Annotated in this window: 17 protein-coding genes; 6 read left to right on the plus strand and 11 right to left on the minus strand. The window is 51.4% G+C overall.

Going from position 1 to position 23220, the window contains the following annotated elements:
* Positions 1-21 precede the first annotated feature (21 nt).
* Entirely contained in the window at positions 22-3858 is a 3837-nt protein-coding gene (locus tag SBG41_RS02730; protein WP_317896013.1) for a molybdopterin oxidoreductase family protein, read from the minus strand.
* A gap of 162 nt (positions 3859-4020) precedes the next feature.
* On the opposite strand from SBG41_RS02730, the gene SBG41_RS02735 reads away from it, so the two are divergent.
* Complete coding sequence (locus SBG41_RS02735) at positions 4021-4974, plus strand: hypothetical protein (RefSeq protein WP_317896014.1); 954 nt, start codon at positions 4021-4023, stop codon at positions 4972-4974.
* On the opposite strand, the gene SBG41_RS02740 is transcribed toward SBG41_RS02735, so the two are convergent.
* Positions 4971-5960, minus strand: a complete 990-nt coding sequence (locus tag SBG41_RS02740; RefSeq protein WP_317896015.1) for a hypothetical protein — start codon at positions 5958-5960, stop codon at positions 4971-4973. The genes SBG41_RS02735 and SBG41_RS02740 overlap by 4 nt on opposite strands.
* 167 nt (positions 5961-6127) lie before the next feature.
* The gene (locus tag SBG41_RS02745; RefSeq protein WP_317896016.1) at positions 6128-6847 is read right to left on the minus strand and encodes a Reeler domain-containing protein; all 720 of its coding nucleotides are present in this window, start codon (positions 6845-6847) and stop codon (positions 6128-6130) included.
* 356 nt (positions 6848-7203) lie between these two features.
* Between SBG41_RS02745 and SBG41_RS02750 the strand changes: the two genes are divergently transcribed.
* From SBG41_RS02750 to SBG41_RS02770, 5 genes are all read left to right on the plus strand, one after another.
* A complete protein-coding gene (locus SBG41_RS02750) occupies positions 7204-7914 on the plus strand; it encodes a hypothetical protein (RefSeq protein WP_317896017.1) in 711 nt (236 codons plus the stop codon).
* A gap of 7 nt (positions 7915-7921) precedes the next feature.
* Positions 7922-9016 (plus strand): 4Fe-4S dicluster domain-containing protein, encoded by a 1095-nt coding sequence (locus SBG41_RS02755; protein ID WP_317896018.1) that lies wholly within the window; start codon positions 7922-7924, stop codon positions 9014-9016.
* Entirely contained in the window at positions 9009-10262 is a 1254-nt protein-coding gene (gene nrfD / locus SBG41_RS02760) for an NrfD/PsrC family molybdoenzyme membrane anchor subunit (RefSeq protein WP_317896019.1), read from the plus strand. The genes SBG41_RS02755 and nrfD overlap by 8 nt, the downstream gene beginning before the upstream one ends.
* Positions 10263-10312: 50 nt before the next feature.
* On the plus strand, positions 10313-10972 hold the full coding sequence (locus SBG41_RS02765; RefSeq protein WP_317896020.1) for a c-type cytochrome: 660 nt from the start codon (positions 10313-10315) through the stop codon (positions 10970-10972).
* Positions 10973-11212: 240 nt separating this feature from the next.
* On the plus strand, positions 11213-12709 hold the full coding sequence (locus SBG41_RS02770; RefSeq protein WP_317896021.1) for a 4Fe-4S binding protein: 1497 nt from the start codon (positions 11213-11215) through the stop codon (positions 12707-12709).
* Between the two features lie 48 nt (positions 12710-12757).
* On the opposite strand, the gene SBG41_RS02775 is transcribed toward SBG41_RS02770, so the two are convergent.
* The 8 genes from SBG41_RS02775 to SBG41_RS02810 form a co-directional block, all read right to left on the minus strand.
* Positions 12758-13438, minus strand: coding sequence for a hypothetical protein (locus tag SBG41_RS02775; protein WP_317896022.1), 681 nt, complete (start codon positions 13436-13438; stop codon positions 12758-12760).
* Between the two features lie 102 nt (positions 13439-13540).
* Positions 13541-13948: a hypothetical protein gene (locus tag SBG41_RS02780; RefSeq protein WP_317896023.1), complete on the minus strand. Its 408-nt coding sequence runs from the start codon at positions 13946-13948 to the stop codon at positions 13541-13543.
* 4 nt (positions 13949-13952) lie between these two features.
* The gene (locus SBG41_RS02785) at positions 13953-14993 is read right to left on the minus strand and encodes a cytochrome c biogenesis protein (RefSeq protein WP_317896024.1); all 1041 of its coding nucleotides are present in this window, start codon (positions 14991-14993) and stop codon (positions 13953-13955) included.
* A gap of 86 nt (positions 14994-15079) precedes the next feature.
* Positions 15080-15733 carry an ATP-binding cassette domain-containing protein gene (locus SBG41_RS02790; RefSeq protein ID WP_317896025.1) on the minus strand — a complete coding sequence of 218 codons (654 nt, stop codon included), beginning with the start codon at positions 15731-15733 and terminating at the stop codon, positions 15080-15082.
* Entirely contained in the window at positions 15730-18765 is a 3036-nt protein-coding gene (gene ccsA, locus SBG41_RS02795; RefSeq protein WP_317896026.1) for a cytochrome c biogenesis protein CcsA, read from the minus strand. The genes SBG41_RS02790 and ccsA overlap by 4 nt, the downstream gene beginning before the upstream one ends.
* Positions 18766-18799: 34 nt before the next feature.
* Positions 18800-20371, minus strand: a complete 1572-nt coding sequence (locus tag SBG41_RS02800) for a thioredoxin domain-containing protein (protein ID WP_317896027.1) — start codon at positions 20369-20371, stop codon at positions 18800-18802.
* 201 nt (positions 20372-20572) lie between these two features.
* A complete protein-coding gene (locus tag SBG41_RS02805; protein ID WP_317896028.1) occupies positions 20573-21421 on the minus strand; it encodes a helix-turn-helix domain-containing protein in 849 nt (282 codons plus the stop codon).
* A 227-nt stretch (positions 21422-21648) separates the two neighbouring features.
* On the minus strand, positions 21649-23121 hold the full coding sequence (locus SBG41_RS02810; RefSeq protein WP_317896029.1) for a hypothetical protein: 1473 nt from the start codon (positions 23119-23121) through the stop codon (positions 21649-21651).
* Between the last annotated feature and the right edge of the window lie 99 nt (positions 23122-23220).

Raw genomic sequence — 23220 nt, forward strand, 5'->3', positions numbered from 1 at the left:
GTAGATGAGCTATTTGGTTGGTTAGAACACCTTTATGTTGTACTTCGGCTTGGCTGTCTGTACGCCTGTCAAGCACTTCTCCTTCTCGCCGCTTGGCGGTATCTCGTCTGGCCTGGCTTTTCTGACTGTTGCTGCGCATGTCTTGAAGTCTGGCTGGAAGAAGTATGGCTGTACGTCGTAGTTGTCCAGCGTTAGCGCGTTTACCAGCTTGTCCTCGTCGTACCATGGTATGAACATGTAGTCTCTTCTCGGCCCGCCTAGAGCGGTCTTCGGGTTCAGTATCTTTGCTCTTACTGTTATCTTGCCGCGTGGGCTCTCAACTACTACCCAGTCGCCCTCGTTTATGCCTAGCTTATCGGCTACTTCTTTGTGTATCTCGACGTATGCTTCTGGCTTTACTCTTCTAAGCTCTGGTACACGGCAAGTCATTGTACCGCTGTGCCAGTGCTCTACTACACGGCCAGTCGTTATCACCATTGGGTAGCCCTTAGCGTCTCTCACTACTAGCTCCTCTCCCGTTTCCTTGATCTTGTACTTTAGCGTGAAGCCTGGTGCCTCGGCGGGTGCTAGGGCTATCTGGAATATCGCCTCAACGTCGCCGAAGTTGGATTGTAGTGCCTCGCCCCATGTCTTCGTTGCTAGTACTTGCAGGCCTTTCTCCGGGTCACCGCTGGCGGGTAGGCCGGTGTACTTCTTAACTACCTTGAATGGTCCCTTTGGCGCCTCGAATACTGATATCTTGCCCTGGAACACTGCATCAGCGTCTAGCTGCTCGTACGCGATTATTACCTCCTTGTTGATCTTCACTTCGCCAGTGTTGTGGTCCATGGTTACCGGTAGCCATGGCCTCGCCCAGATGGTCATTCTGCCAGTAGGCTTTGCGTAGAAGAGCACGTACCAGTTGTCTGGCATCTTCTTCGATTTCTTCCACTCAACGTCGTCTATCTCCTCTACTAGGTTCTTCAGCACCCACTTCATGAGCACTGGGTTGTGGCTTAGCTTGCCGAGCCACTTCTTCTTGTGTATCGGGTGCACTATGTTCTCGTCGAGGCTCTTCACGTATTTCTCTATTTCTTCGGGGCTGTTCATCTTCTTTACATCGTTGTATATCTTCTTTATCACGTCTGGGTCAGGCATTAGCGGGTCGAATGGATAGGCGTACCTACTCGCGGACTCGAAGTAGTCGTACCTCTTCTTGACACTCGGGTTAGTGGCGTACTGTTCTGGCCACGGCCAGCGGAAGCCGTTGATCAAGCTCCTGAAGAGTTCGCGCTTCACGTAGCTGAAGTCATAGTACGTGTTCTTTGACAGGCTTAGTATGTCGCGGTCCCATAGCCTATTCATGAACTCTTCGTGCCACTTCTTGTCATTGATGCTCTTCTCGACGACGTACTGTACCCATGTCTTGTTCTCGGCCTTGGCGGCCTTCACCACGTCCTCTGGGAAGAAGCCGCTAACAATGCCCTTTGGTACTAGGCCGCGGTTCTCCCACTCGGTGCCGAGCATTGCGAAGATTACTGCATCGCTTACAGCCTCACCCGGTGGCTTGATGGTGTACCTTGCAACGCTGTACCTCCTCTCGCTGCAGCCGTACTTGAACTCCTTCTCGCCCCAAGCAGCTGCTGGCAACACTAGGTCTGCCAGGTCAGTGGTACGTGTTGGATAGATGTCGCTCACAACTATGAACGGGAACGCCGGGTCATCGTCGTGAGGCTTAGCCATGCCTACCCTGAACTTGTAGAGGTTCGGCAAGCTGTGACCTGGGTTAGTCTCGGCAATCCACACGACCTTTAGCTGACCAGCACCGACGCGGCGGAACATCTCGATTACGTGTGGGCCTGGCACTGGGTGCACGTAGACCTTCTTCACTTCCTGCTCTATCACGTTGTCGGGGTAACCGCGCTCCTTGAGGTACTGTCTGGTCAGGTTCTTCCAGATGTTCTCTACTTCCTGCCTCGCAGCAGCATTGGCTATCAGCCTACCATATGGTAGGACGTGGGCCAGACCGCCCTGGTCACGGATGCCGCCACAAGCGTTTGGCTGGCCGGTGAGGCTGAAGCTACCAGCGCCCCACTTGCCTATCTGGCCGGTGAGGGCTAGGAAGTTGATTATGCCGTTGATTGCGTGTACTCCCTGTATCTTCTGGTTGATGCCCATTGTCCAGAATACTAGTAGCCTGCCCTTTGCCATCCACTTCGCGGCAAGTCTTAGTGCTTCAACCTGGTCTATCTCGACGAAGGGGTCTTTGCCCTTTAGGTTTACCTTGTCTTCACTCAGTTCTCCCTTCTTTATAAGTTCCTCGGCAGTCTTCCTGTTGATTAGCGGCTTCTCGTCACCGAAGAGGATCTTCGCCATTATCTCGGGCTTGTATAGCTCGAGGAACTTGAGGTATAGTGCGAAGCCACGCCACCAGTCCTTCTCAATCTCGTCCTCGCTCTTGTACTCCTTACCTATGCTTGGGTACATCTTGTAGTTGGCTGCGTTGCTTGCAGTGGTACCCATATCCCATATCTTGTTAAGCGGGTCAGGTAGCTTGTTGTACTTCGTGTTATAGTCTTTGAGAGCCCATGTCTTAGCCGTGTTCGTCGGTATCGCGAAGTCTGCATGCCTCTTTAGCCACTTGAGGTCGATGTATTCCCAGTTGCACTGGACCTTGCCCTCAGCAACGTCTATGACCTTACACTTGTCCAGCTCGAATGCCACTATGTGGGCTAGTGTGTGCATTAGTGCTACGTCCATACTCCAGCGTATTGGGAGCCATAGGTCTGCCTTTGTACCGCTTCTGGTCTTTCTTGGGTCTGCGAGGATTATCTTTGCGTTGGGGTTAGCATCCTTGACTGCGGCTATGCGTCCAAATACTATTGGGTGTGCTTCTGCAGTGTTAGTACCGATTAGTAGGAATGTGTCAGCATATGTTCCCGGTTCATCCCTGTGCTTCCTTGCCTCCTTGAGGCCGCTCTTGAGCGCTATCTCGAGCGGCACATCTATGTGGTCGTAGCTTACTTCGGGCTCGTCAGCACCGTAGCTGGTTATGAAGCCGCCGACAGCGCTGACCATACACATTCGCGGGTTGCCGTCAAGGTTGTTGGTGTGTATACCTCCCTTGGTTAGCTTGTTTATGACGTAGCTCTCTTCTGTGCCCAGCTGGCCGCTACCGTAGTAGGCGAAGCTGTGTGGCCCGTACTTCTTCAGCGCGTACTCGAAGACGGCTGTGAAGAACTTTACCGCAGTATCCCAGTCAACTTCAACGTAGTTCTTCTTTATGTGCTCAACTGTTGTCAGTGATGCATCATAGTTCTTGCTGACCTTTCTGTTCTTTACGCGTGGCGCCTCCTTAATCTCCTCGGGTGTTATAGGTGGCCTATTCTTGCCGGGTATAATCCAGTCCTTGATTACGAGAGGCTTCTTCAGCCTCTCCTTAAGTGCCTGTGTGTTGCCTCCGTGACCTATTGCTTTGTGAATGTAGAATGCCTTGGTACAAAGTGCGCCATAGTTTACGGGGTATGTTGGTATACCGGTTAGGGCAACAATGTCCTTAGCTAGCCCGGTCTGAGGGTCTGCTATGATCTGTGCTTGTACACCGCAACCGGTTCCACAGAACCTGCATGGGCCTATTGGAACTGTTGTGAGCTTTGGCTTGGCTGTGGTTGTTGGCTGAGTTGTGGTCGTCTGTCCGGGGGTAATCGTAGTAGTGATTGTCTCGGTCTTCTTTATGAGAGAAGTTATGGTCTTCGGCACTGCCTTAATGGTCTTTTCTTTCTCGGTGAACCCGAAGTAGGAGGCAACACCGCCAACTATTGCTAGTGCGGCTCCAAGGCCTATTGCCTTCAAGATATCTCTACGAGTTTCATCCGGCAAGGATATAACCTCGCAAAATGACTTGTTTTCTACACCTTAACGCCGTAGGGGATTCTTTTGCTGACGGCCTATATTAGCGAGTTCCCTAAGGATTTCGGAGGCGAAACTAACACTGTATAGAGGATAGACTAGGCTTATGCGGCCTAGATGGTGGTGGGGTAGGTGCCTAAGACGACCCGGTATCAGGATAAAGAGTTCATTATTGGCCCCGGTCTAGACGAGCTATTAGAACCTGATACGAACATCATACTCCTCGACCCAGACTTTGCGGAAATGTATGGCGACTACATATTCCTTGGATACAATACATATAGTGAGCAAATTCACGCAGACAGAGCTGACCTCGTAGGACTCTACACGGCATATATTCTTCTTTCAAAGGGTAAGAGCGTCGTCGTCTGCGGGAAGTCACCTATCTTTTGTACACCAGTATTGGCCGCATACATTCTAATAGAGAAGGACGTTGAGCCGCTTAGCGCCCTTAAGGAGGCGTGGAAAACACTACAGCCGCTCTACGAGAGTACTTCGACCAGGGTATCAGCTCAAATATATTCGGCACTTAGCGCTCTCCGCAGAGTAGTAAATATCCTAGGCAAGGAGGTCTTCACTACAATATTCTCGCTTGCAAGTAACTATGAGTATGGCTACGGAAGACTAAGCTACGGCGAAACAATAACGTGGACTAATAACCTAAGGGGAAGCGATGACGCGATAAGCGCTGCAGCGTTGAGCTTTCTAGCACTTAGCCTACACGGAGCACCAGCCGAAATACTCCGTTACCGGTTAGAAGCAGTAGGCGAATCCTCGCTCCTATCCCTGCTAGGCCCTAGAGCTGAAAGAATACTCGCTATACTCAGGAGACTAGCCTCAGAGAACCTTGACGAAGACTCCGCGCTTCTAAGGCTCGTAATAAGCCTAGGCCCGGGCACGGAGTCAGTGAACCATGTCAACCTAGATGATAGTAAGCTAATAGTCTACTGCACTGGTGAAGAACCAACAAAGGAGTGTATGACTAAGGTGAGCGAGGCCGACAAAGTCCTCCAAAAAGGAATCATACGCATAGCCTCTATCAAGGTTGTGCCAGGAAAACCAGAGCCAATACTAATCAGTGCCTAGGACTTATACCCCAGGGCCTCTAGAAGCATAGAGGCAACCCTATCCTCGTCAACCTTTTCTCTGCCAAAGCCCGTATAGGCGTACGCGCTGGCCTCGCTCAGAGAATCCGAGACTGTAATACCGATTTCTCTTAACTCCTTCACCGCAATGAGGGCGGCCTCACCGCTCCTACAATCTCTGCAAACACTTTCATCGAAGAACACGTGAACATAGAGCCCGAGGCTCCTCAAAGCACTTAGAAGCCTCGGAAAGAGCCAAGCAATACAAGGGACGTGAACGGCTATAAGCCTCGCAGGGCTCGCCTCAACTACCCTATCTTCAAGTGCCTCTAACGCCTTCCTGCACACAAACACTACTCCATCAATCTTCTTAGCTGCCGCGAAACTATATACATAGGCCATCGAGGAGGCACCAGTCCATACAGGAAGCCGGGTAAAAGCCCCTATACATCGATGGGCACACAGCATGCATCCTCTGCACTTATTTTTCTCCAGCCCTTTTTCCCCGAGCGCTCCATACGGGCATGTATTAGCACACTCGGCTGCGCGCTCGCTCCTAATGCTGGGAAGAATGATATACTTAGGCGAGACAATGAAGGCGCTTCTTAGAAGTTCACGCCTAGAGACAGCTGGGTGTATTTTCTCGGCTCTCCTCCTTTCTCCCGAGGTCAGAGACAACAAGCCTAGATGGAAACTGATAACCTCGTCAATGTTGAGACCCGAGAGCATAATCTCCGGGACACCAGTAAACTCTAGGAGAAACGGATTATGGCCAAGTGATTCAACTTCCTCAAGAAGTCTTGCCGAGCCCTTGAAGCTAGTGGATACAATTAGCACCAGTCTCTCCTTGTCTTCACTCCATATTCCTCGAAGAACTTCAAGTACTTGGTCAACGTTGTCGAGGCTTGTGTCGGCTCGATGGGTACAGAGAGGCGATTCAAGCCCCGAAAGGCAGAGTATACTTATATCTTGGTCAGCGTTAGCCATTCTCGTCCTCCTCCAACATTATGCACAAGAACCCGTAGCGTTCATGCCTCATTCTATCTCAATGTATGCAAGAGCGTTCCAGGCGTAGTACTGGTCTAGTTCTAGAAGAAATAGAGGTATAGAAAAACACTATTTAGTTACGACGAATTTGCAGTGTTAGTCGTCTATTACTTCCTTGTTGCTAGTAGGTATGCTGCAACGCCTAGTATGAATAAGAGTATGGCGACAGTTATTGCTAAGGCTGTATTGTGTTTCTCCTTGATCTGGGTTGTTGTCTCGCCTGGCACTATAGTCGTTGTTGTCTCTTCAACTACTTTGGTCGTCGTAGTGACTATTGGCTTTGCCCCTGCCCCTCCAGCTGCTCCGCCAGCTCCACCGGCCGGCTTGACTGTGAACGTCTTGTGAGCGTATGCGTCGCCGTTGAAGCTTCCATCACCATTGGCGGCTAGTACGGAGATTTCAAATGTTACTGGCTGTGGAGACGAGGGCGCTTTCCACTCAAAGCTCCATTCACGCTTCTTAGAGCCCTCCTTAGTGTGGGTCAAGACCTTGCCTTCTGGAAGCTCTGCTATGAAGGTATCCTTCTCATCAGTCACTATTATCTCGCCGCCGGAAACCTTCACTGCAAACCCGCCGCACGCGACGCTAGGATTACAGTCGGGCCCCTTCGTTATCTTTATTGTGATCTTGTATGTCTTCCCAGGCTCATATGTCTGTGGCAGCCCCTCTACAGTGAAGTCTGCAGGCCTTTTGTCGGCGCCTACATGGCATTGAATACACTTCATAGCGGGCGCTCCATTGCTCATGGCTTTTGCATGGTGATAACCAGCTAACCCGACTAGTATTATGAAGCCCGCGAGAACGGCCAAGACGAGTATCTTCTTCATAGTCTTCTTACACCACCATTCATTAATACTTGTGCCGTTAAACACCTTAATTAGCCTAAAATATAATTTAGTTGGGCCAGAAATCTTCGGTACCGGACCACCCTTCCTTATTACATATTCATATCATATATTCTAGTCTAGTTCTCGATAAAACGCTATAACTGTATCCTAGGCCCCAGGGAGGTCTCGCCCAGGAGCCTATTGTTTGAATTCTTTGCATGCAGATGCGTTATCCAAACTTTTACGGGTCAATACCTTAATCCCTACACTGGTCTCCTTAGGCGCTTGGTAAGCAGGTAGGCAATAGCATTCTTTTCTAGCGCAGTACGTGAAGTAATTGGGGGGTGTAGAGTGGCTTGAAGCATGGTAGCTTGATACCAGTAGTCGTAGTAGCACTGCTTGTACTAGCCCTAGCTTCACTAACAGTATCTGCTAAGGCAGCAGATAGTGCTAAGAAAGACAAGGAGTACTATAAGACAATATACCCGTGTACTAAGTGTCATGCCGGGTTAAACCTTAACGGCATGTCGAAGAAGAGCAGCTTCCACAAAATAGATCTAACCAAGGGGGCTCACAGAGGGCTGTACTGTGCTAACTGTCACGTAGCTCCAACGATGATACAGCTCCACGGTGACGCATTTGTCTTCATACCAGGCTATCACAATCGCAGCCTAGTCATGCAGACAAACAAGCTCTGCGCAATATGTCATCCCAAGGAGTACAAGGACTATATGAACCTAGTGCACGCTAACAAGACCTATGTATGCCCCGGCGGTAAGGTTGAGATAGTGCATGGCTACAAGGACATAAACTATGATTTTCACATCTGTCCCAACGGCTACAAGAACCTAAAGACAGTGCCTGCTAGGGCATGCGTTGAGTGCCACGACCCACACGACCCAGTCTTCAAGCCGCTCAACATATTGCCGAAACCCTCAGAGAAGCCTGCGCCACCGCCACAGCGCGACATAGCTATAGGCAACGTACTAGCAATAATAGGTGCGCTCGTACCCATAGCTTTTGCACTTGTTGCGAGATTTTCCGATAAAACGCCTTTAGAGGGGTGATTGCTCAATGAGTGTCGGTCCGCGCCGGGAAGGCAGCGGTAATGGTTCTCCAAAGGTGGATGAGTCTAGGCGTAATCTGCTCAAAGCAATGGCTGTTGGGGCGGGAGCTGCTGCTCTTACAAGTGTAGCTGCGGTTGATAAGGAGAAGTTCAAGAAGGCGCTAAGAAAGGTTTCAATTGAAGACCTACTAGGCGTGCCAGCAGACGTTGAGGCAGGCTCAACACTCGAGATGAGGGCTAAGAAGAAGGAGAAGGAGCTCAAGGAGTGGTGTCGCAAGGAGGCGGAGAAGATTTGTCAGGAGAGGGGTGATGCATCCGAGGACTGTAAGCTGGCGAGGCAGAAGTGCGACTTAATCACCGTGAAAGCTACTCCGGCAAAGAAGGGCGTAAGATACGCTATGGCTCTCGATGTTAACAAGTGTATTGGTTGCCGCCGCTGCGTCTACGCGTGTGTCATGGAGAACAACCAGGCAAGGAACCTAGGCATCGAGTGGATAAGGGTTCTCGAGCTAGACAGAATGGAGTTCCAAGATCTCCTAGGCTCCGAGTGGTACTATGGAAACGAGGCGCCAAAGAAGGAGAACGTCTACGTGCCTATAGCCTGTATGCACTGCGAAAACCCACCATGCGTCATGGTGTGCCCAGTAAAGGCTACGTGGAAGGAGCCAGACGGCATAGTGGTTGTTGACTACGATGTGTGTATTGGCTGCAGGTATTGTGCCACAGCCTGCCCCTATGGCGCGAGGCGCTTCAACTGGGCAAAGCCCTATGTACCGGTCCAGGAGCTCAACCCCAACATGCACATCCTCGGAAACGTGCCGAGACAAGTACACGTCATGGAGAAGTGTACTTGGTGTATACAGCGCACACGCGACGGCGGTGTACCAGCATGCGTAGAGGCGTGCCCTGTAGGAGCAAGAGTATTCGGAGACCTCAACGACCCCAACAGCCCAATACGCAGAATAGCAGAGGAATACGGCCTCTTCGTGCTCAAGCCCGAGGCTGGTACGAAGCCACGTTTCTTCTACTTCTTCGGCCCATCCCGTACACCGCCTCGTGAAGAAGCCAAGAGTGAAGGCAAGGAGGTGAAGGAGAATGCCTAGGCAGGATGGATGGTGGGAGACGATCAAATACATAATAGTTGAGGCCCTCAAGGGTAGCAGGCGATACTACCTAGCAGCTGCCGGGCTACTGCTCCTAACAATCTACGGGCTCTACCTATGGATATTCATCCAGCACGCGCCAGTATTCCTCGGCACGGACTATGGAGGACTAATACTGACAGGGATGAACGACTCGGTGGTATGGGGTCTTTACATATCGTTCTTCGTGTTCTGGGTCGGAGTGGCAGCAGCGGGTATAGCGTTCTCGATAGCAGCCTATGTCTTCAACCACCCGGAGTTCAAGAAGATAGCAGTGCTCGGAGAAGTACAAGCAATATCAGCGCTAACGATAGTATTAATGCTGATCGTCGTTGACCTAGGAAGACCAATAAGGGCCCTCTTCGAGATGCCACTGCTGCCAAACCTGCGCTCAATGCTTGACTGGGACTTCATAGTGATAACAACGTATCTGCTCATAAACCTAGTGGGAGCCCTAGTAACGATACACTACTATAGACGAGACAAGGCGTTGCCCAAGAAATTCCTAGTACCGTTCATGGTGATTGCGGCGCCTTTCGCCATAGGCATCCACACGGTAACAGCGTTCATCTCACAAGCGCTTACTGCCAGGCCGATATGGAACTCCCCACTACTGGCGCCACGCTACGTTGCCACAGCGTTCGCAGCCGGACCAGCAATACTACTGATAGCACTGTACCTCGCCGAGCGCTACATAGAGGGCTTCAGCGTAAGCATAGAGGTATACAAGAAGACACTATACCTCGTAGCTGGCGCAACAATAGTAGGACTCTACTTCACGCTAAGCGAAGCCCACGAGATATTCTGGTACACAACTGAGCCAGTAAAGTGGGCTCAGGCAAAGGAGCTATTCTACGGCCCACACCTGCCATACCTAGCAGTACTAACATGGCTCTGGATAGGGCTTGGCGTCGCGGCAGTAATACTGGCACTAATACCGTCAACACACAACAGTAAGGGAGCAATAGCATTCATATCGCTACTCGTCGTAGTAGCAGTGATAGCCGAGAAGACGCTAACAATAGTCATACCGGCATATGAGCCAAGCACCCTGGGCGAGATAAGGCCGTATCACCCAACACCCATAGAGTACGGCATCACACTCGGAGTGCACGCGCTGGGACTGCTGATATACCTACTACTAGCAAAGCCAGCGATAAAGGCAATAATGACCCACTATTTCAAGCCTGGCGCGCACCATCACTAATTTTATGAATTTTATGCAAAATAGTCCACATGGCTGGGGGTGGTTGAATGATGAACGTAAGATCACTAATGGTGTTGGCCCTGGTTGCAACGATAGTGATTTCCATAGGTATATCGGCTGCCCAGGTTGATGAGGCAAAGGTTAAGCAGATCTTCCAGGCAAAGTGCAGCAGCTGCCACAATGGCGGAATGGCTCCAACGTTTGAAGGCGTTGTTGAGAAAATGAAGGAGTGGGCCAAGAAGTACAAGAGCCTAGACGAAGCCGTTGCCCACGAATACAAGTTCTCCGGCGGCGCAAAGAGCTACGACCAAATGATGCAGGCAATGAGGAACTTCGCTGGCGGGCTAAGCGACCAAGACTACAAGCTCCTCTACGAGTACTTCAAACAAGTATTCGAGCAAGCTAAAGGAGGCGGAGGAGCCAAGACAACGACTCAGCAGAAGACACCGACAGCAACCAAGACTACTACGACAACTACAACGACGACAACCACAACCACTACAACAATACGTTTACCAAAAGAGGTATACACAACGCCTCCGCCAACACTAACCGATACTGCGTGGAAGACTGTAAAGCCCTACAACGAGGAGCTCTACGAATCTCTGCCGACCGGACTATATGTTGCAGTAATAGTACTTGTTGCAGGGATAGCGCTAGCACTGATAGCCAAGTATCGGCCAGATGCAATACCGTCCATAACCGACTAGCCAGGCCTTCGGCAGAGTAGTTTTTTAGCACATGTGTTTTGCTCCTTAAGCCTCACCCTCTTTTATTTAGCCTTCTTCAGCTTCTTAGTGTGTTGCATCAAGTGGCTTAGCACTGGAGCCATATAGGCTGGTGCCCTTATAGCGCATAGTTCGAGCCGTGTTAATGGTGTTATGGTGTTTTACGGGTCAGTATTCTTTACCAGGAAAGTGCTGTGCAAGAATTACCCCGGGGCACTAAGATTGGTCAAACTAATAGTTGTAGGCGACCATGAGGCCCCAGGAGCTCTAAAAGCGGATAGCTGGGAGGAGGCAGTTAAGCAAGCGAGAAACCTCGCTGTCGAACAAGGCGAGAAGGTTGTACTGGTCGGCCGAGACGCGTGGCGCATTTATGCCGACCTGGCCTCCGATATGAGGATGAGTGGCGAGAACTACTACTTGCTCGACGCTCTTGATCCACGTGAGGCGGAGCTAGCGGGGCTTAGCTGGGGCCGGATCCTCCTCGCCAGAGTAGCTTATACTGTGAGGCGTGAAGCCGAGCGGGCTTTCAGCGAGCTGGGCGGGCCCGAGAAACGTGTTACTCGCCGAGCCCTCCTAAGGGGGGCAATAGTTGAGGCAAGCATGGAGTATACCGAGAAACCCATTGAAGACCCTAGTCTGTGCTCGAAGAAGGCCCTTAGAGCATACTGCGATAGTTGTCTCAATGCGTGCAGTATTGAGGGAGGCTGCCCTGTCTCTGCCGCTCTCTGCGGCATCGAGCTCCTATACCTTCCGGGTTACTCGAGGTCCGGTCTACGTGATGCACTGCGAAGCCTTGCACCAATCGAGAAAAACGGGTATGCTGTCTTCGCCCCCCGCTCAGCCGTGCATGTACTGATTGAACGCCTTGCCGAGAAGAAGCCCGGTAGCCCCGTGCTCTTCTTCCCCGTCTCCTGCCCCTACGTTGTCGGATTAGAGGAGCTTCTAGCTCTCCACGCGATCGGCCTAGAACCGGTTATTGTGGAGGCTGGCTGGGAGCCCGAGGTCAAGAGGTGCAAGGAGTCTGTGAAGCCGTATAAGGATATGGTCGAATCCGACTACGTCAAGATAGCTGCCTCGAAACTGGTATATGGCCTCAACGAAGCATTGGAAAAAATCGTGTCGAACAAGCCTAGTCCTCTCCGGGTAGAGAAGCCGGAAGAGCTTCTGCCTAGGGGGCTCCGCCCGCTCGCCCTAGCAGTCATAAAGGGCAAAGGGGTAGCCGCCGACCTTGCTACAGGGTTTAGCGGAGTACTACGAGTAGATACTGAAAAGTGTACTCTTTGCGGGGCCTGCGCCTACGAGTGCCCAGCAGGCGCACTCCGCGTAAAGGAGACAAAGGAGCTATCAGCACTATTGTTCCTCCATGACCGCTGCATAGCCTGTGGCTACTGCGAGGAAGTATGCCCCGAGGACGCGCTAACCGTATCCAGGGCCGTCAACGCGCAGCTAGTGAGCGCCTGGGCCCCTCTAGCGCTCAAGGAGAGCCTGCGCTGCATTGTATGCGGGAAACCAATAGGCTCAGCATCCATGATTGAAAAAGTTATCGAGAAGCTGATACTGAAGGGCTTCAAGCCGGAGACAATGCCCACGCTGCTCATGTGCGAGGAATGCAAACAGAAATATGCTCTAGGGATGATAGACGAGAAACAAATAGACTACGAGGCATTGCGCAGAATAGTGTCCCGCGTGAGGCGGAGACTCGGCCTCGAATCAGCGTAGCAATTATCCAGTGCAGTGTTTTTCCTCTAAAGCACCATGGTCTCTCACTTATATTTCTGAGAGCGGCCTCGAGAGCAGAGTAGCTATCACTATGAACGCAAGGGTCATTCCGAGAGCTTGAAGCACTTCCCCCGGCCCCGCGATACCGGTAGCTGTTTTTGCTAAGACGCGGTCTGCGCTCTGGGCGAAGGGGACAAGGAGGCCAGCCAGCACTATCATCGAAAGCAAGCTCCTAGCCTCACTATACACTATCATGAACGATGTAAGAGCAGCAGCAGCTGCAAAGTAGAGTCCTACTACAAGGCTTGCAGCTAGAAACATCGGGTTAAGAATGATCGTTATCGATGAGAAGAACACTGCAGCCCCAATATAGAACAGCAAGAGGACAACAACCACGATGTAAATGTAGACTAGTTTTGCGAGAAACAATGACTCGGGAGCAACCGGTGAAGCCCTTAATCCATCCAGAGTCCCCTTCTCCGCCTCCCTGACCACGGCTATGAACCCAGCAGCAATAGCCACTATGAACAAGGTTGCCACTTCTCCTGCAACGATTACGAGTGGAGCATCGAGCTGAGAAGCAAGTAGCGCAAGAGGCCCGGATACGATATAGGCTACTACTAGCCCTATGAGAGAAGACACTATGGCGAGCGATGCTAGCTCGTGCCATCGTCGACTCGTAGTCAGTAAGTCCTTTCTCAGAAGTGCTATTGTTTGGCTCGTCGCCAAAAACCGCACCAGGTAAGTGCTGGAGCCGGAGAAGGAGCCTTATAAAGACATGTACGAGGATGTAAGGGAGGAAGGCTAAAATAACTATGGGTTTGACGCGTCCTAGGTCCTAGCTGCTGGTTGTCCGTAGTTGCTGTGGCAGCCCTGGAGCACATTAGTTACTATGAGGACCTTGTTGTTGGGGTCATAGATGCCCTCTAGCACGACGTTGTCTCTATCCCATTTAAGGTACTGTATTGGCCCGTACTTGTCCTCGATTATCTTTGCATCCGCCACTGCGAGCAGCTTAGCGCCGTTCTTGCCGCTTAGCAGCAGGTAGAGCTTCTTATTGGCAGCATCGTACTGGAGGTTCTCCAGGTATCCGCGCACTGTTACCTTTGCCTCATGGTTCAGCTTCAGTACTTGCGATACATCCATGTACGCGCTGCTCTTCACGGCATAGTAGCCTATGAGGGCGAAGGCGGCGAAGAGTACCAGGGAGGCAATGAATAGCTTGGCTTTACGCTCCATGCTGTTACCCCTCTACTTGTTTTCTCCGCAGTACTGTATAAGCTAGCCCCGAAATAAGTAGGGAGTAGAGCACGAGATTTGCTATGACGCAGCCCGGCACGAGTATCTTTACTTTCTCGGCATGGTTATCGCTGAGGCCGAGTAGTTTTACTACGTGTCCCCCTAGCGCTATTTTACCGTCTACAATATAGCTGGAAAGATCCTCGGAGATCGATATATTAGCGTACTTGCCTCCAAGTCTTACTAGGAGGGTCGCGTTATCTGGTGCGCCGAAGACCGCGTATACACGGGTAACAGTGCCACCGCTGTATTCTGCTGCGAGATACGCTGCAACGCCTATCATAAGTATTGCCGCGATAACAGCGCTTATCTTCAGGACTCGTCTCTCAGTTAGCCCAAGCTTATTTCTCTCAACGTAGAGCTTAGTGGCGAGGAGGCCGATGAGTAGGACTAGGAGTAGTTTGGTATAGAAGTATGCTCGAACCTCTGGCTGCTCCATGAATCCTTGCAGTAGCGCCTTTGTAGGGTGTAGACTCGATGCGGCTATTCTGGGGGCAGCATAGCTTATCGGAACCATGGAGTAGGCTGCTATAGCATAGGTCGCTGATACGACAGGGGCGCGGTCTGGATCACTAATGCTCGCTCGGAGGGCGAAATAGACAAGATACGCAATAAAGAGTAGCAGGACACCTGTCTCTCTGGGATCCCAGTTCCATGCAGCACCCCACGATTCTATCGCCCATAGGCTTCCAGAGATGAGTGTGTACGCTGCATACATCGACGCTACTACTATAAATGCGTAAACGTAGTGGTCGTAGACCTCTCTTCGCCTCATTAAGAACAGTATGGCTGCGATGAAGGCGCCAGTGTAGAGAACATAGCTGTTGATTGCAACTGGTACATGGATATAAATGTTGAGATATGCTGCTGGGCTACCGAGCGTGACAAACGCAGGATAGGGCGCGCGTAAAACAGCGAGCACAGTGGTAATTGCATCAGCTATGAGTACTAGCGCGAGCAGGTACACGAGCCTCCGGGTCTCCATGCCAGCTCACTCCTCTCTAACCGATACCCAGCGAGTACGATTGCCGAGGCTCGGAAAAACACGTATACGCCGAAAATACTGGGGAGCTAGCCCTTGGCCTCAACAAGGCGCCCGTCAACTATCTCGTAAACCTTGCTGGCGGCCGCTATTAGCTCTTCCTCGCCCTTAGGAGTAGCTGCCACAATGCTTCCGCCTAGACCAACGTACTCGCGCAGAATACTGATGAGCACTGAGCCAGCAGAGCGATCAAGACCCGTCAATGGTTCGTCGAGCAAGAGTAGCGGCGGATTACCTAGCATAGCTCTCGCTATATCTGTCCTCTTTCGCCACCCAAAACTTAGCCACGCAGCCAGCTGCCCTAGTCTCTCGTGGAGCCCGAGCCTCCTAGCCACTGGATCACGAGCGGCATTGTATCCTTCCAGCCCGGCGAGCGAGGAATAAAAGCTTAGATTCTCGCGGACGGTGAGCTCGTCGTAGAGAAAGCTCCAGTGCATTACTACTCCTCTACACCTCTTAGCCCTAAGGCTCCAGGGCTCATATCCGCAAATTCTTACGGTGCCCCGGGTGGGGCGAAGAAGCCCTGCTAATATCTTCAAAAACGTCGTCTTGCCACTACCATTAGGGCCAACTATTACTACGAATTCGCCCTTGCCCACATCGAAGTCTATGCCTTGTAGCACCCACATCTTCGGCCTATATGCCTTCCAGAGCCCCCGAACCTCTACCAGCTTCTCACTCATCGTCCTCCACGCCTCAGCGCCAACGCCATGCCAGCCAGGTAGAGCGCTGATATAGCCATGAGCACGGGGCCTAGCCAGACAAGCCTTGCACCGGGCACTATCTTTACTTTTACTGTTAACCCGTCTCTCAGTATTGTCGAGTTCCTGGGGTCGTACTTTGACGCCAACAAGTATACGTCGACGAGGCTTCCTTCGAGCATTGATTGTGCTTGCTGTGGGTTGCCCAGGTTGCCGAGGAGATCGGATTGATAACCCCCTATCATTACGGCGGCTAGTGCTAGTCGCTCCGGCGGTGTCAGGTTCTTGAAGGCTTCGTGCAGGTAGTAAATGAGTAGTTCGTGGTACGCTATTTGGCTGCCGTAGAGGAAGCTATTGATCATTGGCGGCTCTAATACTATGTATACTTCGTCTATTCCCTCGCCTGGATGAATAACCTTTGGGACTAGGCCATGTATACCCTGTATCTCTCCGTAGGCCTCGAACCTTATCCGCTCCTTAACAAGCTTCTCTGACCCGCCCCTAGATATCTTAAACACGACATCAAGCCACGCCGTTTCGGGCACGAGCTTCGGAGCCTTCACGTAGGCTTCGCACCCATTGGCTGCAAACGATGCACCCGAGTGGATCGTTTTTAGGCAGTCGGGCGAGAATGCGAGCTTTAGCACGTTTTCAGGCTCCTTTAGTAAGTCGTAGAGCCCGGTCTCCTTAATAGCATCAATGACCTTCTTGTAGCTCGGCGTGGACTCAGCAATATAGTACGTTATTACACCGCTCGGTATCTCTGCGGGAATGCTTGCTATCTTGGTGCCATTTACCTCTAGTGTACCGCTCTGTGTATCAAGTATAGCCATCTTACCCCCAATAGTGTTGTTATACGTGTGTAGAGGCTCGCCTTTGCCACCAGTCAGTAATTGCTCCGATAGAATTGTTGCATTACTTATAATGAGCGTTATGTTGCCAATACTTATTCTGAGAGGCTCTGTAAAGCTAAATGCTAGGAGATCGTGAACTCCCAGTACGGCTGGCAAGAAGTTTGACACATTTCTCTCAAACACGGCTTTAAGCTCGGCCGCCTGTATCGGCATAAATAAGTAGAAGCTGCCATTGTCCTGGTTCAGCATTGGTCGAAGAGTAATATTGGTTAACTCGATCTCCACGGGCTCGTTCTGGGCTATGACGAGTGTCGTGTTTGTTGCAAAGTTTATGTACTTTACAGTAGCCCTGCCTCTTGCAACAAACGTACCGGGTGCAGGAATTGTGCCTCTGAGTGCTAGCTTAAGTAGTGTCTTGGCAGTAGTGTTTGTCTCGTACATCTTCTTACCGTTCTCGTACTCTTGTATGAGCCGTGCAAAGTCTTGTGCAAGCGTAAACAGTGCGACTTGTCCATAATAGTAGCTCGCCGTGTGGTTAACGTACCTGGTGTAGATGTCTACCTTCGAGTCGCTGATTCCGAAGCTGAATCCCTCGAAGGATAGCTTGAAGCCTCCGGGAAGCACTATTGTGTCTCCAGGCTTTATGTGGTACTCCTTCATATAGGACTCGTTGAACGCATATGTACCGCTAAGCAGCACACCTATTACCGTTATTGCGAGTCCGAGATGGAGTAGCGATAAGCCGCTGAAGCGATCCCTTAGGAGTATTAGTAGTCCTTTCTTCGCACGAATAACGATATAGGTTATTGTTGCCGCGGCGGCTGTGCCGGCCCATGGGAGCCCGAACAGCATCATTGCGTTGGTTGCATCAGGGCTTAGCGGCGCAATGTCAATCTTATCGGTGTAGCCGGCAGCTCCTAGTACAGCAGCTGTGGCGCCAACGGTCACGAGGAGGGCGAAGTAGCCTCTCCAGCCAAGCCACTGGCCAAGGAACGCAGCAGGTATGGCGGCGAGCATGACTATGAGCAGCGGGTATAGGACTGGGTGGAAGAACTTTATCCCAGCACTCATCTGCGGCACGCTTGCACTCTTTCCGGCAACAGTCATGGATGCTGGTACTAGTAGGGTACTGTAGACAAAGAGGCTGGCAATTATCAGCGAGATCGCGGCCACTAATAACCCTACGCGATAGATTTCGAGGCTCCTCACGCTACGGACAAGCTCTCTCCATCCATCCTCAACCTTCTTGTATAGCGCGAGACCGGCTAGTACGAGCCATGCATAGGCGGTTGCTAGCAGTATTAGTGCGCCGAGGCTTGGCGCCGCGAAGCTGTGTAGAGGGCTCAAGCCAGTACGCGTCACGTACATTGCCAGGAATACCGAGGAGGCTAGTAAGGCCTCGGAGGCCGGGGCAAGGCTAGGAGCAACAACGAGTAGGTGCGGCAGTATCGTCGCAGCGAGCCAGACCATTAGCTCGCTGGTCTCGACAGGGTCCCAGGCCCAGTATCCTCCCCAGCCGAATGTCTCGTAGCTCCAGTATCCGCCTAGTAGAATTCCCAGAGTCAGCAGTGCCCACCCTATCTCGAACAATATGTAGCCCTTCCTACGCATACCGGCGAGCAGCGCAGCAGAGGCCACTGCTAGCAAGGCGTAGCCGCTGAACGTTGACAAGGGGTGGGGGTAGAGCCACGGGCTCTTGAGTAGCGGGTTGAGGCCGGCGCCACTGACAGGCTTCTGTGGTAGGACAGTGAACGCGTCGTTGAGGAACGCGGCTGCGAGACCTATTACTGTTATCGATGCAAGCGCGGCTTGTAGCCAGCGAGACGTCTCGCTCCTCAACAAGTAGAGGCCGCCGAGGCTAGCTATCAGTGCGAATAGGAAGAGGCTCCCACCGCCGCCAGCCCAGGCGGCTGCAAACCTCATCCAGGTGGGTAGGCCTGGGCTAGTGTTCCAGAATACCTCGTGCAGCGTGAAGTCGAGGGTGACGAAGGGTATCCAGTATATGAGCCAGCCTATAGCAACTAATAGAAAACCGATACGTAGGTACTTGGCCGCATCTCTGCCGCGGACAATGGACTCATAGATGGCGTATAGGAGTACGAGCACAGCTATCAATGGGAGTATGCCGGTATAGTGTAACGGGCCTATATGGAAGCTCACGTTGCTTCACCTCGTTCCCGCAAGCATTTATTCCTTATACGAATCCAAGGCTGTAGAGGAGCAGGTAAACACCTGATGCGAGGAGAACTCCTCCGCCGAGCAGGTCAAGAACCTTCTTACGCTCCATTATCCTGTTCACTATTCCGGCCCCAAGCCTAGAGACGGCGTAAAGGACTATTGCTAGTGGAATGCTTACGCCGAGAGCAAAGCTCGCGGCAACAAGCACGCCAGACAATCCTGCACCACTACCCGCTACGAGAAGCAATGAACCGACGACAAGCGGCAGGCTACACTGTACTGCTAGGAAGCCGTAGGCCGCGCAGAACCCGATCACTCCTCCTCTCCGAAGACTAAACATGGCATCAAGCTCTACTGGTACCCCGAACATGCTTGCAGCGCCGGCGGCAATTATTGCGAGAGCTATCACGGGTAGCAATACTTGCTGAACACCTGCTGCAAGTGCTCCCGCAACAACGAAGAGCAGGCCAATTGCGATAACGCCCGCGAATGATGCGAGGCCGCACGCGCCACAAGTTGCCGCGCTGAGCCTTCTGCCACTGACACTCATTGTAGCGGCTTGTGTGACGAGAAGCGGCAGGACGCAGGGAGAGAATGCAGCGACAAAGCCTGCAACAAAAGCAGCTATTGCACCAACAATGCTTGTAGCAGTCACGCTCTGCCTTGAAGGCCTACTAGTTATGGGGGTCGCCTCGCCCTCAACACTGGTAGTATTTGCGCTGATAAGCTGTGCGGCTTTCGAGAGGTTAAGGCTCGGAGGCGTCCGGTTTAGAAGCACATGCGAAATGTATGAGAGGAGATACGAGGTTCGGTCAAGCTCGTAGGCAGAAATATCAACGTATTTCCTCATAGACAATATTGCGTCCTGGAGGCCGCTGTAGTCTCCATAGTATTCCTCGAGGGTCTTGTTCTGGGAAATAGCTTGTAGTATAGTGTTTGCGAGGAAGTCGTTCATAGTCTTCCTGTTCTGTAGCCACTGTCTCAGGGAAGCTGCGTCAAGGCCCGGTATTATCCCGTGGCATGCAGAGCATTTGTTGTTGAAAACGTTGAGCCCCTCCTTTGCAAGGTTCTCGGGGGTGAGCTGCTTAAGCCCAGCAGCCCCTATAGCCCATGAAAGCATGGCGCTAGTAACGTTATCAGCCACGAACGCGCCTATGTGGCGTGCAACGACCTTCCCGTTGACAAATACGATGAAGGTTGGTGTGTCGAAGACACTGTATCTCCGGAACACTGGGTCTGTTTGAGCACCGTACATTATGTGGTAAAAGGAGACCGGGAGACTGTTGCTCATCTCCTCGAGCCTAGCCCAGTAGGGATACATTCTCTTACATACAGGGCACGTAGGCGACTCAAACATGACTGCTACCGGCTTCTTCGAAGAGCTTATCAGCTTGTCGAAGGCAGCAGCGCTGGGAATAGAATTGCCCTCTACCTCCAAGTACACCTTCGAGACGCTGTTCATGTAAGCTACTAGCCCGAACACAATCACGCCTGCAAGCAGTACAAGGCCTATCAGTATTAAACCGCTCTTCTTCTGCCTCTGGAAAGCCTTTAAGTCAAGCCTCATTGATTTCCGCCGAAACGGCAAGTAATGAATCCTCCTCCTCTCTTTCGTGCCCAATGGTTATGGCTCGTTGCCTAAATCCTGCTTATTACTGTGTCCCCGAAATATGTTTTGACACGATAGAAACCTAATGGTGTAAACCTTGTTGCATAATCCGCACTGACTCCAGGTAACAAAAGAGAATAGGGGGAGAGGTTATGCCGCAGAGCTACTCTCGAGTGAAGGCTACTTTGTTTCGGCTAAAATAACTGGCTTCTTTTCCTCACTCTTTTCCTCAGCCTTGTTCTTTACGCCGAAGTGGCTCTCAACAAGGTCACGGTACACGTTCTTGTTCATTACTAGGCCGACGAGATAATGTGGCAGCTCATGCCTCAGAAACGCCTCAATCACTTTAGCCTCCGCCTTGCGTAGTAGCTCTGCTAGCGTCGATACTGAGAGGCCGAGCTTTGCAGCAAGCTCTTTTAGGCTGGTGCGTCGCGGGAACTGGTAGTACCCCATTATGTAGGCATATAGTATTGCAAGTTCTTGCTTCTGCGTCAACATGTAGTCGTAGCCGTTAACCTCATGCGATAACAGTATCTTGCATCCCTTTTGCTTTAGCTCGGAGATTACCTTGCTCTTTGCAACCATGAGTTCGCAGAGAAGCCCGTATGGCGTAATAATAGTGGTCTTTACCATTGATCCAGGCATCGGGCGAAGCAGTGGGCACTGCCTGCCCTCCCTTATGCATGGACACTTATCCTTCTCTATGATTATCCGGTATACCGTGTTAAACTTGTTGCTAAAGATCTTCTGGAACGCTATGCCTTCCTCCTGTTTTAGCTTGTTCTCAAAGGCTTCGAGGAGGCCGCTAGCACCGCTTACGCGTATCCAGACCTCGGTAAAGCCCTCCTCGGTGTAGTGGTATGCACGGAGCACCCGACCAGCGATACCGGAGGTCATTCCGAGAATAGTGTCAAAGACGTTTCCATCATTGTCCTGCGGGGCGTACCTCATAGCCTTCGCTAGTACGTTTTGGAGTGGGCAGTTCTGCGTATTATGGAGGCAATATACGACTAGGGGTTCATTGGTCAAACAATCACCTCAGGCGCGGTGAATGGGGCCGCTTCTTTCTATTCCAGGATGCTTGGTTACTAGGTCTCTTATACTACCTTTCCGACCTTCCTTAGTATCCGGGGGGTTAGCAATAACCTTTTCCTATATTCTCGAGAATATATAGAGACTAGTAATATAGAAACCCGTTATTGATTAAACTATATGGATATAACCAATATGATTGGATTCACCCTTATACCATTAATTCATTTTCGATTATTCGCATATTTGTAGTAAAATAGCACTAGGGCAACTACCACAGCGACGCCTAGAACGATTCCCCAGTCCACGCTCGTGGCGCGTTTCCCGGAGTCATTGTATTCCCGCCTTATTCCTATACCGGCGTAGCTATTATTCAGCAACGAAGTACACGAATGTTTTTGCTTCTTAACGTTTTTCGCCCTGCTTGTCCTGGCTAGGCTTTTTTCCTCGTAGCTTACACTGGTCGTTGTTCTAATAGTAGTAGTCGTAGTGCTTTCTCCTTGCCTTCCTAAGGCAACTATGTGCTTGGCCTGTGTCTGTCCGATTAGCGATGAGAGGCTATACTGGTCTGAATACAACAGTATTCTCCCCATCTCCTTCTCTAACGCCTTAGTACAGTTCATCTCGTCGGCAATGCCCCTCATCCCCTCTAGTAGGTCAAGTATAGAGGCGTCCTTAGCCCCCTCATCATAGAGCAGTTTTAGCGCCTCCGTGTAGATGTCCTTATTGCACGCTAGGAGTGATGCAGCTCTCAGCGAGGCGTGTAGCTTAAGCCACACGTAGTACGGGTTAAGCGTCTTCGCTGCCTCCTCGTAGCTGAGTGATAGCTTGTAAAGTGTGGCATTGCACTGCCTTAGGGCAAGCAGGGAGAGAAGCTCGGCAGCACCCTCAGTGAGACTAGGATCCCCCCTGAGCTGGCCTTTCCCTATCCAGCTATGGACAACCTCGTGCGAAACTATGTGAACTGCGGCACTCCTATCATTACCCGGTTTTATGTAGACGACGCCCCCGAGGCTATACCCTGTCCCAGTAAGTACTAAGGGGTGCTCGCTCGGAGGCACCAATACAAGTACTACGGGGCTTCGATTACTAGGCCCGAAAACCTCGCTCATGTACTCCTTTGCACAGATAAGTGCATTAATAATGTCGCTCCCTATTGCCTTGCCCAGTGGCTCAACGACAAAAACACCGCCAAGACTCTCGACACCATACTTGTTCTTCGACGCTATTACCACACCGTCATAGATGTAGTCCGAAACGAGGCCTTGGAGAGGCAGGATATAGGAGCCGTTAGCACCATATCCTCTCCTATCCATAGAACTAAGCACAGTATAGTTCTCTGGCACCTCTATCCCAATCAATATACGATCGCTTGTCCCCGGACTCAGTGTCGCTATTAGATAAGTCAGCCTCGGGCAGACATTGTCAACAACATAGTAGAGGGGAAGCACAATAAGGTCTTGGGAAACAGCACGGGTCTCCCTAAAATAGGGATTAGGGCTCAATATCCCCTTGCATCGAAACGAGTTACCATATATTGACCCGTTTATAGAGACAAGCCACGAGTGATTGGCACGCGAGAACTCCAAGAAGAGGTAGTTAGAAGGCTTACCACCCTCGCTCAGCGAAGAGGACGCCAGCACAAATAATGAGGCTAAGGCCGCTAAGATCAACGTTATTCGTGTGAGTCGCGACACTCTGCTATCCCCTTATAGATCCTTGTCTGAGCCATGGCTTGTCTAAGAAAGTGGTCCTCCGTATCACTTAGAACTAGCTTGAGAAGAAGAGGGGTTATG

Source organism: Pyrofollis japonicus (genome assembly GCF_033097485.1).
In the GTDB taxonomy this organism is placed as follows: domain Archaea; phylum Thermoproteota; class Thermoprotei_A; order Sulfolobales; family Pyrodictiaceae; genus Pyrofollis; species Pyrofollis japonicus.